Source organism: Hymenobacter fodinae (assembly GCF_004745825.1).
GTDB lineage: Bacteria > Bacteroidota > Bacteroidia > Cytophagales > Hymenobacteraceae > Hymenobacter > Hymenobacter fodinae.
Genome location: NZ_SRLA01000001.1, coordinates 1,531,753 through 1,547,296, shown reverse-complemented (window position 1 = coordinate 1,547,296; position 15,544 = coordinate 1,531,753). Strand labels below are relative to the sequence as shown.

Here is a 15,544-nt window from a genome sequence, read left to right as displayed (position 1 = left end):
TGCGCTTGCGGCTATGGCGGTCATCTGATTCCGTTCTACCTTGCCCCCGCTATGCCCGAACCGCACCAACCGCTCCCCTACCTTATCATTGACTTTGACAGCACTTTTACCCAGGTAGAAGGGCTCGATGAACTGGCCGACATTGCCCTGCAGGGCCAACCCAACCGGGAGGAAGTGGTAGGCGCCATACGGGCCCTCACCGACCGCGGTATGAGCGGGGAGCTGAACTTCTCGGAGTCGCTGAAGCAGCGGCTGGAGCTGCTGCCGGCCCGGCGCGAGCACATTGGGCTGCTAGTGGAACGCCTAAAAGGCAAGGTTTCAGAAAGCATCCGGCGCAACCGCGACTTCTTTGAGCGCTTTCCGGGGCGGGTGTACATCGTCAGCAGCGGGTTTCGGGAGTTTATTGAGCCAGTGGTAGCTGAGTTTGGCATCGACGCCGACCACGTGCTGGCCAACACCTTCACCTTTGATGCCGACGGCCGCATCACCGGCTTCGACACGGAAAACGTGCTCAGCCGCGACGGCGGCAAAATCCTGCAGCTTCGCCAGCTTGATCTGGCCGGCGACGTGTACGCCCTCGGCGACGGCTACACCGACTACCAGATCCGGGAGGCAGGCCTAGCCAACCGCTTCTACGCCTTCACCGAAAACGTGCACCGCGAGGCCGTAGTAGCCCGCGCCGATGAAGTGCTGCCCTCTTTCGACGAATTTCTCTACCAGAATAAGCTTCCGATGACCCTTTCCTATCCGAAAAACCGCATCAAAGTTCTGCTCCTCGAAAACCCCGATCCGCGCGCCGCGGAGATGTTTCGCCAGGAAGGCTACCAGGTTGACTCCGTGCCGGGTGGCCTAGACGAAGATGAACTGGTGCAGCAGATTGAGGGCGTGAGCATTCTGGGCATCCGGAGCAAAACTCAGGTGACGGCCCGGGTGCTGGAAGCCGCCAACCGCCTGATTGCCGTGGGCGCCTTCTGCATCGGTACCAACCAGATTGACCTGACGGGCTGCATGAAGAAGGGCGTAGCCGTGTTTAACGCCCCCTTCTCCAACACCCGCTCGGTAGTAGAACTAGCCCTCGGCGAAATCATTATGCTGGCCCGCCGCATCCCCGAGAAAAGCCCCAAAATGCACCAAGGCGAGTGGGATAAGTCGGCAAAAGGCTCCTTTGAAATTCGGGGCAAAAAGCTCGGCATTGTGGGCTACGGCAATATTGGCTCCCAGCTTTCGGTAGTAGCCGAGGCAGTGGGTATGCAAGTGCTCTACTACGATGTGGCCGAAAAGCTGCAGCTCGGTAACGCAGTAAAGTGCCGCACCCTGGAGGAGCTGCTCCGCCAGTCGGATATCGTGACCCTGCACGTAGATGGCCGCCCCGCCAACACCAACCTGATTGGGGCCGCGGAGCTAGCCATGATGAAACCGGGTGCCCTGCTGCTCAACAACAGCCGCGGCCACGTGGTAGATGTAGCGGCGCTGGCGGCCGTGCTACGCTCCGGTCACTTGGGCGGCGCGGCCGTTGATGTGTTTCCGTACGAGCCCAAGACCAACCAGGAGAGCTTCGAGAGCGAGCTACGGGGCCTGCCCAACGTGCTGCTCACTCCCCATATTGGCGGCAGCACCGCCGAAGCCCAGCGCAACATTGCCGAGTTCGTGCCTGAGCGCATCATGCAGTACGTGAACACCGGCAACACCCAGCAGAGCGTCAACTTCCCCAACATTCAGCTTCCCGACCAGCAGGCCCACCGCCTCATCCACATTCACCACAATGTGCCCGGCGTGCTGGCCCGCATTAACAACGTGCTGGCCCAGCACCACGTCAACATTCTAGGCCAGTACCTGAAAACCAACGAGCACATCGGCTACGTGATTACCGACATCGACAAGCAGTACGAGCAAGAGGTAATTGGGGAACTGCGCAAAGTAGAGCACACCATCAAGTTCCGGGTGCTGTACTAGGCCACTATCTTGAAGCTAGACTTATGACCGCAGAGAACCACGCGCAGCAAACTATTCCCGCCATCCGCCTCTTCAACTTGGCGGATGGCAGTTGCACGTTTGAAGTAGGCACGTTGCCTACCAGCGTGCCGCTGCCTGTTAGCTTTTTCGAAGCCGAAACGGTCATATACGATTACCAGAAAAAGCCCCACCCGGCGCCGCGCCCCCAATATGTAGTTACACTGCGGGGCAAGTTGCGCTTCACCGTCAGCAACGGCGACACCTTTATTCTGGAGCCCGGCATACTCCTTCTGGCTGAGGATACGCAAGGCCCCGGCCACCAATGGGACCTCTTGGAAGGAGAAATGTGGGAACGATTATATCTGCCTTTTCCTGCCGAAGCCTCTTCACACTTTATTCCCACGAATAAGGCTATTTCCGAGAACTAGAGCAATTCTTGGTAGTAGAAATGGGTTTGAATTTACATCCGCTCCCGCACTTGGGTTAGCACACGTTCCATTTCCTTCCGGATGGCGCTAGTTTCGGCGATGTGGTTGTTGTTCATGAAGCTGAACGCCAGCAGCCGGCCCGACTTGGTGCGGAGGTAGCCGCAGAGGTTGTGGTTGTTGCTGAGCGTACCGGTTTTACCCCACAGCCAGGGGGTACGCGGGTCGCGGTACACGCGGCGCAGCGTGCCCTGCCCTCCGCCGGTGGCCAGCAGATCAAATAGGCGCGCTTCGGGCACCTCCTGGTGCAGCTTTAGCAGCAAGGCTACTAATGTGCGCGGCGTAACAAGGTTGAGGCGCGAGAGGCCAGAGCCATCTACCCACTGTGGGGCATCGGGTAGGGTGCGCAAGTAGTTGGCCTGCATGGCCCGAATAACTCGTTTGGTACTCAGGGAATCATTGCTGAGGCTGGAGGCACACATCAGCAGCAGTTGCTCAGCCAGAAAATTGTCGCTCACGCGCAGCATGCGGCGGTACAGTGAATCTACGGGCAGGCCGCGCAGGGTACGCACTGAATCCTGAGGCCGCAAGCGCAACGCCAGCGGCACGATGGGGCGCCGCAACGTGTCTTGCAGCAGTTGCAGTAACAAGGTCTGGCTGGTCCGGAAGGGCGTCTCATCCACCCAGTTTTTGGCGCTGGGAAATACGGTAAAGCGGTTTTCGAGCACAGCCCGGCGCACGTGGTCGTCAGTAGGGTTAGGGAGTTGTGCCGATGCCGCTTCAGTGAGGGGGCGGAAGAATTTAGGGTACACCCGGGGCAACGGCTGCCCGGCTTTGCCATAGAAGCGCACGGTGTGGCCGTACACTGGCAAGGGGCCACGCTCGGGCTGGAAGTAGTAATTGTAGTCGTCCCAGGTCCAGCCGGGGCCGAAGGGCTCTACGCAGGGCACGGGCGCATAGAACAGCTTTTCGGGGCGGTTTTGCAGGAAGATGAGGGCCCGGCTAGAAGGTACATCGCCGTGGAGCAGGGTTGGGTCGCCGGTGCCCCAGAACAGCAAAGAATCGGGGCGCAGTACGTAGTGCAGGCTGGGTAGTGAGTCGGGCAGCAAGTGCAAGCCGGCGTAGAGGCTGAACAGCTTCATGGTGCTGGCTGGCGTGAAATACCGGTCGGAGTTCAGCTCATACACCGATTGGCCGGTAGCCACATCGGTCAGGCAAACGCCCACGTTGTGCTGGCGCAGCACCGCCGACTCCTGAAGCATCTGCTCTAGCCAGACTGGCCTAGCAGGGTTTGTAACTGCGGGCACTGCTTTTTTCTGGGCAACAACCGGCGTAGCCAGCAGGGCCAATAGGCCTAGCAGCGCACTCAGGAAGAAACGAAAGAACGACATGGAGGGGAGGCAATGGGCAAAAACTCTCGCAACTTGGGCAAAAGCGTGGCGCTTTTCAAGTCTTTAGCTTTCCTCTAGGCCACTTCTGCACTGGTAGCGCCGAGAGGTTGCTGGCTTTACTCCCCGCTTGGGCAGGTTCATGATTGTGGGCAGGAGCAACTTCCTATCAGCTAGACAGTATGCTTCTGTGTATCATCACCTGACTTTCTGCTCCATGTCTATTACCAATGAACTACTTAACACCGTGCTGCGCGAGGCCAGCCGGGAAGTATCCCGTAAAGAGTTTCTATCGCTGGCAGGCCGCGGTTTGGCCGTGGGCGTAGCAGCCAGCACCCTGGCCAGCTGCCAGTCGGAAGGCCCCGCCGACGCCAAAGCCGCTACCACGCCCACCACGGGTACGCCCGCTTCGGAGGTAAACGGCTCCACTACCTACACTTCACCCGCTGGGCAGAAAGTACCGTCCTCAGAGGCCGTGTCGCCGCCGGCTAAGGTGCCTACGGCGCTGGATCAGCCCATTGAGCTGGAAAAGTGGAAGTCGGACGTAGACCCGCAGTCGGGGCCGGTGCCCACTCCCCTACCGCCCGACAAGCGCGTGGGCTACGCCCTGGTAGGCCTAGGCCACCTTACCCTGGAGGAGATTCTGCCCGCGTTCGGGGAGTGCAAGAAATCGAAGCCGGTGGCCCTGGTTAGCGCCTCACCCGAGAAGCTCAAGAAAGTAGCCCAGCAGTACGGTATCAAGCCCGAAAACTGCTACAGCTACGAAACCTACGACAAGCTCAAGGACAACCCCGAGGTGCAGGTGATTTACATTGTGCTGCCTAACTCCATGCACGCCGAGTACACCATTCGGGGTGCGCAGGCGGGCAAGCATATCCTTTGCGAAAAGCCCATGGCCAACTCCTCCGCCGAGTGCCAGGCCATGATTGACGCCTGCAAGAAGGCCGGCAAAAAGCTGATGGTGGCCTACCGCATCCAGTACGAGCCTTACAACCGGCAGGTGCGGGATATGGTGCGCGACAACAAGTTTGGCAAGCCCAAATACATTGAAGCCCAGAACAGCCAAAGCTCCGCCAACCCCGACCACTGGCGTCACAAGAAAGCCCTAGCGGGCGGCGGCGCCCTCCCCGACATTGGTCTGTACTGCTTGAACACCAGTCGGTTTGTGCTGGGCAACGAGCCCACTGAAGTCTTTGCCTACTCCTACAGCACGCCCGGCAACCCGTTGTTCAAAGAAGTAGAGGAAGTAATGTCGTGGCAGATGCGCTTCCCGGAGGGCGTCCTCGTGAACTGCATCACCCACTACAACACCCATGACTCGCGCTTTTACCGCGTGAACACGGAGCGCGGCTGGATTCACGTAGACAACGCCTACGCCTACACTGGCCAACAGTTGCAAACCTCGCACGCCGAAGGCCCCGCCAAGATGAAGAACCAGATTGTGCTGAGCGAGAAAAATCAGTTTGCCGCCGAAATGGACCACTTTTCGGAGTGCGTGATGGAAGATAAAGCGCCCCACACCCCCGGCGAAGAAGGCCTGCAGGACCACCGCATCATGGAAGCCATCTACCAGTCGGCCCGCGAAGGCCGCCCCGTGAAGCTAACCGAAGTAAAAGGCACCGACGTCTTCCGCGGCCCTGAGCCAAAACAGGCCTAGGAACCGTTGTCTATCCAGCCCGTCATGTCGAGCTTGTCGAGACATCTCGCCTGCTGATGTTGTGGTAGACACTGTCATGCTGAGCTTGTCGAAGCATCTCTACCTCTGGCTAAATAAGTGGCCTACAGAAGCGGTAGAGATGCTTCGACAAGCTCAGCATGACGGTCTGTCTAAGTTATTCTAGGCCAGGCCACCACCCCTAGCCCCTCCTGAGATAGGAGGGGCTAGGGGTGGTGGCTTTAATTAATTACTCAGTTCCCTCGCGCGTAGCGCAAACTTTCCTAGGCGGGGCCGAATTATTCCCGCTAACTTTGTTTCCCGTTATGCCAGACCGAACCCCTACCCCCACGGCTGCAACGGCCAAGTACATTTTCGTCACCGGTGGAGTGACCTCCTCGCTGGGCAAAGGCATCATTTCTGCCTCCCTGGCCAAGCTGCTGCAAGCGCGCGGCTTCCGTGTCACCATCCAGAAGTTCGACCCCTACATCAACATCGACCCCGGCACGCTCAACCCGTATGAGCACGGCGAATGTTATGTAACCGACGACGGCGCCGAAACCGACCTCGACCTAGGCCACTACGAGCGGTTCTTGAACGTACCTACCTCGCAGGCCAACAACGTGACCACCGGCCGCATCTACGACCACGTTATCACGAAGGAGCGCGAGGGTGCTTACCTGGGCAAAACCGTGCAGGTAGTGCCCCACATCACCGACGAGATTAAGCGCCGCATGCTACTGCTGGGTCAAACCGGCGAGTTCGACGTGGTGATTACCGAAATCGGGGGGTCTATTGGTGACATCGAGAGCCTGCCCTTCGTCGAGTCGGTGCGCCAGTTGCGCTGGGAACTGCCCGAGAACAGCTCCCTGGTTATTCACCTCACCCTGCTGCCCTACCTGAAGGCGGCTGGCGAGTTGAAAACCAAGCCCACCCAGCACTCAGTACGCGACTTGCGCAGCGCCGGCCTGCAGCCCGATATTCTGGTGTGCCGCTCCGAGCACCCTATTCCGGCCGAGATGCGTCGCAAAATCGCGTTGTTCTGCAACGTCAACATCAACTCCGTTATCGAGAGCCTTGATGCCGACAGCATCTACTCGGTGCCGCTGCTCATGCTCAAAGAGCACCTCGATGAGCGCGTAATCAAGAAGCTGAAACTACAGGGCGGCACGGCTCAGCCCGACCTGGAAACCTGGAAAGACTTCCTAGGCCGCCTGAAAAACCCCACCGAGGAAGTAACCATCGCCCTCGTGGGCAAATACGTAGAGCTCCCCGACGCCTACAAGTCTATCAACGAAGCATTCGTACACGCTGGCGCTCAGAACGAGTGCAAAGTAACCGTGCGTAGCATCCAGTCTGACCACATCAACCCCGACAACGTGGCTCAGCTGCTGCACGGCGTAGATGGCGTGTTGGTAGCGCCCGGCTTTGGTGAGCGAGGTTTTGAGGGCAAGATCTTGGCGGTGAAGCACGTGCGCGAAAACGGCATTCCGTTCTTCGGCATTTGCCTGGGCATGCAGGTGGCCGTGGTGGAATACGCCCGCAACGTGCTAGGCCTATCGGAAGCTTCCTCTACGGAGATGAATCCGCAGACGCCTGCCCCCGTCATTGCCATGATGGAGGAGCAGAAAAACATCACCCAAAAGGGCGGTACCATGCGCCTGGGCGCCTACGACTGCGAGCTGCGCCGCGGCTCTAAAGCCGCTAAGGCCTACGGCCGCAACCACATCAGCGAGCGTCACCGCCACCGCTACGAGTTCAACAACGAGTACCTCAAGCAATTTGAGGAGGCCGGCATGATTCCTTCGGGCATCAACCCCGACACTGGCCTAGTAGAAGTAGTGGAGGTACCCAACCACCCTTGGTTTGTGGCCGGGCAGTTCCACCCCGAGCTAAAGAGCACGGTGCAAAACCCACACCCACTGTTCGTGCGCTTCGTGCGCGCCGCCATTCAGCACCGGAAGGTGTAGGCCACTAAGGCAATCTACAGAGACCGTCATTCCGAGCTTGTCGAGGAATCTCACGTGCTGATGTTGTAATAGTAACCCTATTGCCAGCACGCGAGATTCCTCGACAAGCTCGGAATGACGTTCTTTTGGTAGGATGATTCGTGCTGTTTATCGAACTACTTCGCCAGTCTACCCCACGCATTTTCACCTTTCCTCCTGACAAAAGAGCCGACTCAACAAATATTCGCCTGACAAGTCCGACCTTTGCGGGAATGTCGCCGGATTTTTGACGGGGACGCGGGGCTGCCGCTGGTGGTGGCTTCGATCTTTTTTCTCTGTACGTACCACTACTAATGGACAGAAATTCAGCAATTGGCCTGTTTTTGATATCGGCCTTGCTCATCATCTACCTCTACGTCGTGCCCCGCCCCAAGCCGAGCGACGAAGCCAAGAAGCCAGCCCAAACCACCGCCGCTGCTCCGGCCGCTGCTGCTACTCCCGCACCACTGGATTCCGCCGCGGCTGCTCAGCAACTGGGTGATTTCGGTGCCGCTGGCGTGGGCAGCGCCCAAACTACGGAGCTGAAAAACGACAACCTCACCATAACGTTCTCCTCAAAAGGTGGCCGTGTAGAGGCTGTTCGTCTGAACAAGTATAAGACCTTCTTCGGCAAGCAGCTTGATCTGTTCGACGCCCAGAGCGCCCAACTAGACACTCGCTTCCGCACTACCGACGGCCGTCAGGTAAAGCTTTCAGACCTGTACTTCCGGGCTGAACCTCAAGGCAATACGGCCATTCGGTTTGTAGCCGATGTAGCTGGTGGCCAGATTGAGCAACTGTACACTCTGCCCGCCAACAGCTTCGAGCTGAGCTATAACCTGCGCTTCAACAACCTGAATAGCGTGGTGGCCCAGGAGCCGCTCACGTTCACCTTCTTGGACCGTGTGCGCCAGACGGAGCAGGACATGAAGCAAAACCGCAACCACACCACCATCAACCGATACCTCGTTTCCGGCGACCATACCGCCCTGGCTGAAGCCTCGGAGAAGCCGGAAGAAATAAAGGTGACGGAGCCGCTGAAGTGGGTTGCGCACAAGCACGACTTCTTCGTGGCCGGCATCGTGGCCGACAACCAGTTTCAGTCGGGCCAGCTTAACTCTACGGTTGACCTCAACGACTCGACCTTCATCAAGACTCTGAGCAGCACGCTGACCATTCCGGCCGCCGATGTGCAGCAGGGCAAAGCCAACTTCCGCTTTTACTTCGGCCCGAACTCCTTCAACACCCTAAAGGAAGTAGCGCCAGATTTCGACCGCAACGTGTACCTGGGCTGGGGCATTTTCCGCTGGGTAAACCGTTTTGTGGTGCTCCCCACCTTCCACTTTCTGGAGCAGTTCATCAGCTCCTACGGCATCATCATTGCCCTGCTGGTTGTGCTGATCAAGCTGGTGACCTGGCCCCTGACCTACAAAACGTATGAGTCGCAGGCCAAGATGAAGGTGCTGAAGCCGGAGATTGACGCCATCAAGGAGAAGTACCCCGAGGATCAGATGAAACAGCAGCAAGAGACCATGAAGCTGTACAGCAGCATGGGCGTCTCGCCGCTGAGTGGCTGCGTACCCACGCTGCTCACGCTGCCGATTCTGTTTGCCATGTTCCAGTTCTTCCCCAACGCCATTGAGCTGCGCCAGCAGCCCTTCCTGTGGGCACACGACTTGAGCACCTACGACGACCTGATTAAGCTGCCCTTCACGGTGCCGTTCCTGGGCAACCACATCAGCTTGTTCACCCTGCTGATGACGCTTTCGACGCTGGCCATGACCTACCAGAGCAACCAGAACAACCCGGCCGCCATGCAGGGCCCGATGAAGTTCTACAGCTACCTCATGCCGCTGATCTTCTTCTTTGTGCTGAACAGCTTCTCAGCCGGTCTGACCTGGTACTACCTCATCTCTAACCTGGTAACGCTGGCTCAGCAGGCCATTACCCGCCGCTTCGTGGATGACACCAAGCTGCGCGCCAAGTTGGAAGCCAACAAGATTAAGAACAAGGACAAGAAGCCTAGCGGCTTTGCGGCCCGCCTCCAAGATGCTATGAAAGCTGCCCAGGAGAAAGAAGCCCAAGCCCGCCAAGGCGCTGGCGCCCGCCCTGCCGCCAGCAACGACACCGACGACTCGGATGATGCTGACTCTGGCACCGGTGCTTCGGATATATCTCCGAAGAAGCCGCGTAAAACGCGTCGCTCCTAGGCCACTCCCTTACAGAAAGCCCCAGTTGCAGCCGCAACTGGGGCTTTCTGTTTTAGAACGAATATCGTACTGCTTCTAATAGGCTGTGGCCACGTTGCGGTACTGGCCTAGGTCACTATCTAGTCAACCATTCCGGCGTGGTTTTTGGCTATCCACCTGCGTACTCCTCTTCTCTACTCTCATGCGCCTACTCCTGCCTATTCTGCTGCTAACTGCTTCTTTGACTAGCTGCACCGCGCAGACTCCGCGCGCCTCGGCTACCAAAGTAGTAACCACGAAAACAAAACCTAAAGCCAAGCCCGTGGGGGCCACCGCCACTAAAGCCCCAGTAACGGCTCAGCCGGCGGTAGTCTTCCGCCGGACGCCCTGCTTCGGCACCTGCCCGCATTATGAGGCCAGCTTCTTCCCCGATGGTCGGATGCAGTACGAAGGCTTTGCGTATGCTCCGGCAGCTGGGAAGCGCGAAGTGCAGCTACCCGCGGCGGTGGTTACCAGAATCATGCAGGACGCGCAGAAGATTGGCTTCTTCCAAATGCCAGATGAATACCCCACCAATTTCTCCGACATGCCCTCCACCATTCTCACCATCCGGGGCGCCAACGGCACCATGAAAACCGTACAGGCCGAAGAAAACTTCCCTCCCGCTCTACAAAAGCTATTCGATTCTATTGACCAAGAAGTGGTCAAGGCCTTTGAGGTAACCAAGTAGTGGCCTAGGCCTATCAAAAACAGAAAAGGAGCCCTGAGTAAGTCAGGGCTCCTTTTTTGTTTTCTGTGTTTGCTATTGCTTACGTACCCGTTCCAACACCAGTTGGTTCATGGGGTTGGGTGTGAGACCCTGCACGTTGTTTTGGGTGAGGCGCACTACCTCGTCGTAATAGAGGGCAATAACCGGGGCCTCTTCCACAATGATGCGGTCCATCTGGCGGTAGAGGTTGTAGCGCTTCTCGGTGTCTTGCTCCAGCTTGGCTTGCTCGTACAGGCGGTCGTAGGCCAGGCTCTTGAAGTGGGTTTTGTTGGGGCCCGCCGGCGAGAAGTTCTTGCTGTAGAACAGCGCCAGGTAATTTTCCGCATCGGGATAGTCGCCGAGCCAGCTTTTAGTGAAGAAGGCCGAGCTACCGTTATCCACCATTTCCTGGTGGGCGGCGGCCTGGTTAACGTCAATATCTACCTGCACGCCCACGTCGGCCCAGTTCTTCTGTAGGTACTCGCACACTTCCTTCCGCTCGGCTACCGTAGCTAGGCGCAAGTGCAATGGGTGGCCTAGGTCATACCCCGCCTGCTTCAGCAGTTGCCGGGCCTTGGCTGGCTGATACGTATAGCCGGGAACCAGCTTCTGACTGTAGGATGGCAACGAGGCCGGCACGAAGCCCGAGAGTCCTGGCACGCCCACGTTGTTGAGGAAGTAGGCCAGTAGCTCGGGCTTATTGAGCGCGTAGTTCAGCGCCTGCCGTACGCGCTTATCCTGCAGTGCTTTGCCGGCCTCGGCGTTATCGCCGCGCAGGCGGGTGGGGTCCAGTTGTAGGCCTAGGTATTCGGTGTTGAGGTAAGGTACTTTCTGCAGCCGGAACTTCCCTTGGAAATCCTCGCGCACGGTACCATCGGGGTACATGATTAGGTCGCGGGAGCCGGCCCGGATGCCGCTTAGGAAGTCTAGCTTGCCTTGCATAAAGGTCAGGAACTCCGATTTGCGGTCCTGAATGAAGCTGATCTGCACAGCATCGAGGTAGGGCAGCTGCTTGCCCTGCGCATCCTTGCGCCAGTAGTTGGGGTTGCGGTGGTAAATAATGGCGTTGCCCTCATCCCACTCTTTGAAGAGGAACGGCCCCGTACCCACTGGGTGCTCTCGGAAATCCTTGCCGTACTTCTGCACGGCCTCCCGCGGTACCACGTAGGCGTAGGGCATGGTCAGGATGCCTAGGAACGGAATAAACGGCTCCTTCAGGTACACGCGCAGCGTGCTGTCGTTAGTAGCCACGAAGCAGGTATCTGATGGCTCACCTTTGGCATTCTCCAGGACCTTCCCGCGGAAAATCCAGCCGCCGGGGCTGGCCGTGGGTCCATCTAGCAGGCGCTTAAAGCTGTACACAAAATCCTGGGCTACCACCGCACGGCCTTTGCCACTGGGGAACACCTCCGAGTCGTGGAAGCGCACGTTGGGCCGCAGCACAAACGTGTAAGTCTTGCCATCGGGCGAGATGCTATAGCGGCGGGCCAGGGCGGGGCCGGGCTTCAGGCTGTCGTCTAGCTCCACTAAGCCATTATAGAGCTGCGTGGCCGCCCAGATGTTGGCCTGCTTGTTTGTGAAAGCGGGGTCGAGGGAAGTCAGCGCCTCGGGCTGGTTGTAGCGGAATACGCGCCGGGCATCCGTGGTCGGGCCGGTCTCAGAGCAGGCCGTTAGCAGAGGCAGCAGAACAAAAGCATAACCGGCAGCACGGCGCGAAAACGGAAACATGGGAACGACGAAACAGTGTATATTTGCAAAGGTATCCCACAAGCCGGGTTTCCGGTTCAAGCGCCGCCGCGCGGCCTTCCTTCCCTATGAATTTAACCTACTACGGCCATTCTTGCTTCCTTCTTGAAGCGGGCGGCAGCAAAGTTCTCTTCGACCCGTTTATCCGCCCTAACCCCCTCGCGAAAGATGTGGACGTGGACAAAATTGAGGCTGATTACATTCTGCTTAGCCACGGCCACGGCGACCACGTAGCGGATGTGGAAGAGATTGGTCAGCGCACCGGCGCCGAGCTGGTAGGCATGGTAGAAACCGTGGGCTGGTTTGGGCAGAAAGGCCTGAAAGCAACCTATGGTATGAACCTGGGTGGCACCATTAGCCTCCCCTTCGGGAAGGTAAAAATGGTGGCTGCGGCCCACTCCAACTCCCTGCCCGATGGCTCATATGGTGGCCTAGCCGCTGGTTTTGTGGTAGAAACGGAAGGCAAAACCTTTTATTTCGCCGGCGACACCGCCCTTACCTACGACATGAAACTGATTGGGGAGCGATACAAGCTGGACTTCGCCCTGCTTCCCATTGGCGACTTTTACACCATGAATGTTGATGATGCGCTGATAGCCGCCGAGTGGACGGGGGCCAGCAAAGTCATTGGCATGCACTTCGATACGTTCCCGCCGCTGGTTATCGACCACGACGAGGCCAAAGCCAAAGCCACGCAGGCCGGCAAAGAGCTGGTGCTGCTACGCGTTGGAGAAACCATTACTTTGTAAAAAAGCTAACGGCGGATAGTCTTTCGGCTATTCGCTTACTACCTTTTGTACTTGCTACGAAAAGCTAACAGCTAAAACCAGTAGCTAACAGCTTCTACTCTCATGGGAAAAATTATTGCGGTAGCCAATCAGAAGGGCGGGGTGGGCAAAACCACCTCCTCGATTAACCTCGCAGCCTCGCTGGCGGCGCTGGAGTATCGGACCCTGCTGGTTGACGCCGACCCGCAGGCTAACGCTACTTCCGGCGTGGGCTTCGACCCGAAAGACATCCAGAACAGCATCTACGAGTGCATGGTGGATGGCATCAACGCGCAGGACATTATCCTGAACACCCAGGTGCTCCCCCACCTCGACCTGATGCCCTCCCACATTGACTTGGTAGGAGCTGAGGTGGAGATGATCAACCTGCCGAACCGAGAGGAGAAGATGAAAGACGCCCTGCGCCCTCTCGTGGACCAGTACGACTTCATCATTATCGACTGCTCGCCTTCGCTAGGCCTCATCACAGTAAACGCTCTCACGGCTGCGCACTCCGTAATCGTGCCGGTGCAGTGTGAGTACTTCGCTCTGGAAGGCTTGGGCAAACTGCTAAACACCATCAAAATCATTCAGAGCCGCCTCAACGAGGAGCTGGAGATTGAAGGTATTCTGCTCACGATGTACGATGTACGCTTGCGCCTTTCTAACCAAGTGGTAGAAGAAGTAAAGCTGCACTTCCAGCAGTTGGTGTTCGATACCATTATCCCTCGCAACGTGAAGCTGTCGGAGTCGCCGAGCTTTGGCATTCCGGTACTGCTGCACGATGCCGAGAGCAAGGGCAGCATCAGCTACCTGAACCTTGCCCGCGAGATTGTGGAGAAGAACATCGTCTCCGCTGACCCCGAGCAGGAGCAGCCCGCCGAGGATACCGCGGCCTAGGGTGGCCTAGCCGGTTATAGCTTAACCAAATCAGAAGTTTGAAAGACGGTCAGTAACTCAAGTTGCTGACCGTCTTTCTTTTTACTTTATGTTCCACGTTTTTTCCGGCGTGGAACAAAAATATCCCGGTCATCCCGGGCGTTTGTGTATTTTTGAATCCCGCTCTCGTCTGCCACTACTAGGTGAGAGCTGAATGCAGGTATGTCAGAGAAGAACGAAGATAAAGCTACGCCGGCAGCGGCTGCCGCAGCGGCCAAACGAAAAATTGGTGGCCTAGGCCGGGGTCTCAACGCCCTGATTGAAGGCAGCTACGAGAAGAAAAGCGAGCGGCTAGGCCTGGTGCCTCACCCCGTGAACTCCGTAGGCCTGATTCCGGTAGGCCAGATTGAGGCCAACCCCTACCAGCCCCGCACGCACTTCGACCAGCAGGCCCTTCAGGACCTGGCCGAGAGCATTAAGGTGCAGGGCATCATCCAGCCCGTGACGGTACGCCAGACCGGCACCAACGTCTACCAGCTGATTTCGGGGGAACGGCGTCTGCAGGCCTCCAAGCTGGCGGGTCTCGATGCTATTCCGGCTTACATCCGCAAGGCCGACGATCAGCAGATGCTGGAAATGGCCCTGATTGAGAACATTCAGCGGGAAAACCTCAACGCCATTGAAATTGCCCTCAGCTACCAGCGTCTGGTAAGCGAGTGCAACCTCAAGCAGGAAGAACTCGGCGACCGGGTGGGCAAGAACCGCTCTACGGTTACCAATTATCTGCGCCTGCTCAAGCTCCCGCCTGATATTCAGATCGGCCTGCGCGACAACGTTATCAGCATGGGCCACGCCCGCGCCCTGGTAAACGTGGAGGACATGGAGCAGCAGCTAGGCCTGTTCCGTCGCATTGTGGCCGAGGATCTGTCGGTGCGCCGCGTAGAGCAGCTCGTGCGCACGGGCAGCGCTGCTCCGGCCGAAGGCGAGAAGAAAGCGTCTCAGCCCGTTGAGCCGGTAGTACCAGCCGCTGAGCTGCGCCGCACCGAGCGTCACCTCACGGAGCGGTTTGGTAGCCGGGTACTGGTAAAGCCAGGCCCGCAAGGTCGGGGCGAAATCAAGATTGCCTTCGACTCAGTAGAGGACATGCAGCGTATTCTGCATATTCTGCAGCCCGCTTAACACTCTTCCTGCCATGCCTGGGCTTTCAGACGCAGTAGCTCCCTTTCTGCTGTTGGCGGCACTGCCGCTAGCCCATGCAACGCACGCGCAGGTACCAGTTCCTACTTCCGCGGCTACCGAAAAACTAGCTTGGTGGTCTGTTACTCGTCCGCAGAAAGCCGGGATATTTTCGGCTCTGCTGCCAGGTGCGGGTCAGGTGTATAACGGGCAAGCTTGGAAAGCGCCACTAGTTTGTGGGGCTGTAGCTGGCTCCGTGTATATAGAGGTACATTATTGGCAGCGGTACCGAGAGTATAAGGCGGGGCGGCAAGCAAGAATGCAGTTGGCTCTAGGCAACGCCTCGGCAGTTGACCGAGGGCCTCGCTCCAGCAAAGAGCCCAGCGATGCAGCACAGCTGTACCGTTTTAACTCTTATCGTACTTCCCGGGATTTGTGGCTAGGCCTGAATGCGGTGGTGTATGGGCTGCAAATTCTGGATGCCGTTACGATTGCGCACCTGCACGACTTTGATATCAGTGAGAAGTTAGCCCTTCGCTGGCAACCAACAGCCCTGCCAGTGGCCTCTTCTGGCTGGGCACCTGGCCTACGGGTTGCCCTGATGGTTCGTTCTTCCAACCGTTCTTTCTAA

At 57.9% G+C, this 15,544-nt stretch carries 12 protein-coding genes; 10 read left to right on the top strand and 2 right to left on the bottom strand.

Features of this window, described 5'->3' with window-relative positions; all coding sequences use genetic code 11:
* Nucleotides 1–51 precede the first annotated feature (51 nt).
* On the top strand, nucleotides 52–1,953 hold the full coding sequence (gene serA / locus EU556_RS06565) for a phosphoglycerate dehydrogenase (protein WP_135432318.1): 1,902 nt from the start codon (nucleotides 52–54) through the stop codon (nucleotides 1,951–1,953).
* A 23-nt stretch (nucleotides 1,954–1,976) separates the two neighbouring features.
* Nucleotides 1,977–2,381, top strand: coding sequence for a cupin domain-containing protein (locus tag EU556_RS06560; RefSeq protein ID WP_135432316.1), 405 nt, complete (start codon nucleotides 1,977–1,979; stop codon nucleotides 2,379–2,381).
* A gap of 32 nt (nucleotides 2,382–2,413) precedes the next feature.
* On the opposite strand, the gene EU556_RS06555 is transcribed toward EU556_RS06560, so the two are convergent.
* Nucleotides 2,414–3,769, bottom strand: coding sequence for a D-alanyl-D-alanine carboxypeptidase/D-alanyl-D-alanine-endopeptidase (locus tag EU556_RS06555; RefSeq protein ID WP_135432314.1), 1,356 nt, complete (start codon nucleotides 3,767–3,769; stop codon nucleotides 2,414–2,416).
* 214 nt (nucleotides 3,770–3,983) lie between these two features.
* On the opposite strand from EU556_RS06555, the gene EU556_RS06550 reads away from it, so the two are divergent.
* The 4 genes from EU556_RS06550 to EU556_RS06535 all read left to right on the top strand — a co-directional run bounded on the left by EU556_RS06550 (nucleotide 3,984) and on the right by EU556_RS06535 (nucleotide 10,327).
* On the top strand, nucleotides 3,984–5,423 hold the full coding sequence (locus EU556_RS06550; protein ID WP_135432312.1) for a Gfo/Idh/MocA family protein: 1,440 nt from the start codon (nucleotides 3,984–3,986) through the stop codon (nucleotides 5,421–5,423).
* A 323-nt stretch (nucleotides 5,424–5,746) separates the two neighbouring features.
* Nucleotides 5,747–7,390 carry a CTP synthase gene (locus tag EU556_RS06545; RefSeq protein WP_135432310.1) on the top strand — a complete coding sequence of 548 codons (1,644 nt, stop codon included), beginning with the start codon at nucleotides 5,747–5,749 and terminating at the stop codon, nucleotides 7,388–7,390.
* 332 nt (nucleotides 7,391–7,722) lie between these two features.
* Complete coding sequence (yidC, locus tag EU556_RS06540; protein WP_135432308.1) at nucleotides 7,723–9,618, top strand: membrane protein insertase YidC; 1,896 nt, start codon at nucleotides 7,723–7,725, stop codon at nucleotides 9,616–9,618.
* Between the two features lie 181 nt (nucleotides 9,619–9,799).
* Nucleotides 9,800–10,327: a DUF6438 domain-containing protein gene (locus EU556_RS06535; protein WP_135432306.1), complete on the top strand. Its 528-nt coding sequence runs from the start codon at nucleotides 9,800–9,802 to the stop codon at nucleotides 10,325–10,327.
* A 72-nt stretch (nucleotides 10,328–10,399) separates the two neighbouring features.
* Here EU556_RS06535 and EU556_RS06530 read toward each other — a convergent pair whose 3' ends face one another.
* A complete protein-coding gene (locus EU556_RS06530; RefSeq protein ID WP_135432302.1) occupies nucleotides 10,400–12,073 on the bottom strand; it encodes an ABC transporter substrate-binding protein in 1,674 nt (557 codons plus the stop codon).
* 86 nt (nucleotides 12,074–12,159) lie between these two features.
* Between EU556_RS06530 and EU556_RS06525 the strand changes: the two genes are divergently transcribed.
* From EU556_RS06525 to EU556_RS06510, 4 genes are all read left to right on the top strand, one after another.
* On the top strand, nucleotides 12,160–12,840 hold the full coding sequence (locus EU556_RS06525) for a metal-dependent hydrolase (protein WP_135432300.1): 681 nt from the start codon (nucleotides 12,160–12,162) through the stop codon (nucleotides 12,838–12,840).
* A gap of 102 nt (nucleotides 12,841–12,942) precedes the next feature.
* The gene (locus EU556_RS06520) at nucleotides 12,943–13,758 is read left to right on the top strand and encodes a ParA family protein (protein ID WP_135432298.1); all 816 of its coding nucleotides are present in this window, start codon (nucleotides 12,943–12,945) and stop codon (nucleotides 13,756–13,758) included.
* Nucleotides 13,759–13,959: 201 nt separating this feature from the next.
* Nucleotides 13,960–14,916, top strand: coding sequence for a ParB/RepB/Spo0J family partition protein (locus tag EU556_RS06515; protein WP_135432296.1), 957 nt, complete (start codon nucleotides 13,960–13,962; stop codon nucleotides 14,914–14,916).
* A 13-nt stretch (nucleotides 14,917–14,929) separates the two neighbouring features.
* A complete protein-coding gene (locus tag EU556_RS06510; protein ID WP_135432294.1) occupies nucleotides 14,930–15,544 on the top strand; it encodes a DUF5683 domain-containing protein in 615 nt (204 codons plus the stop codon).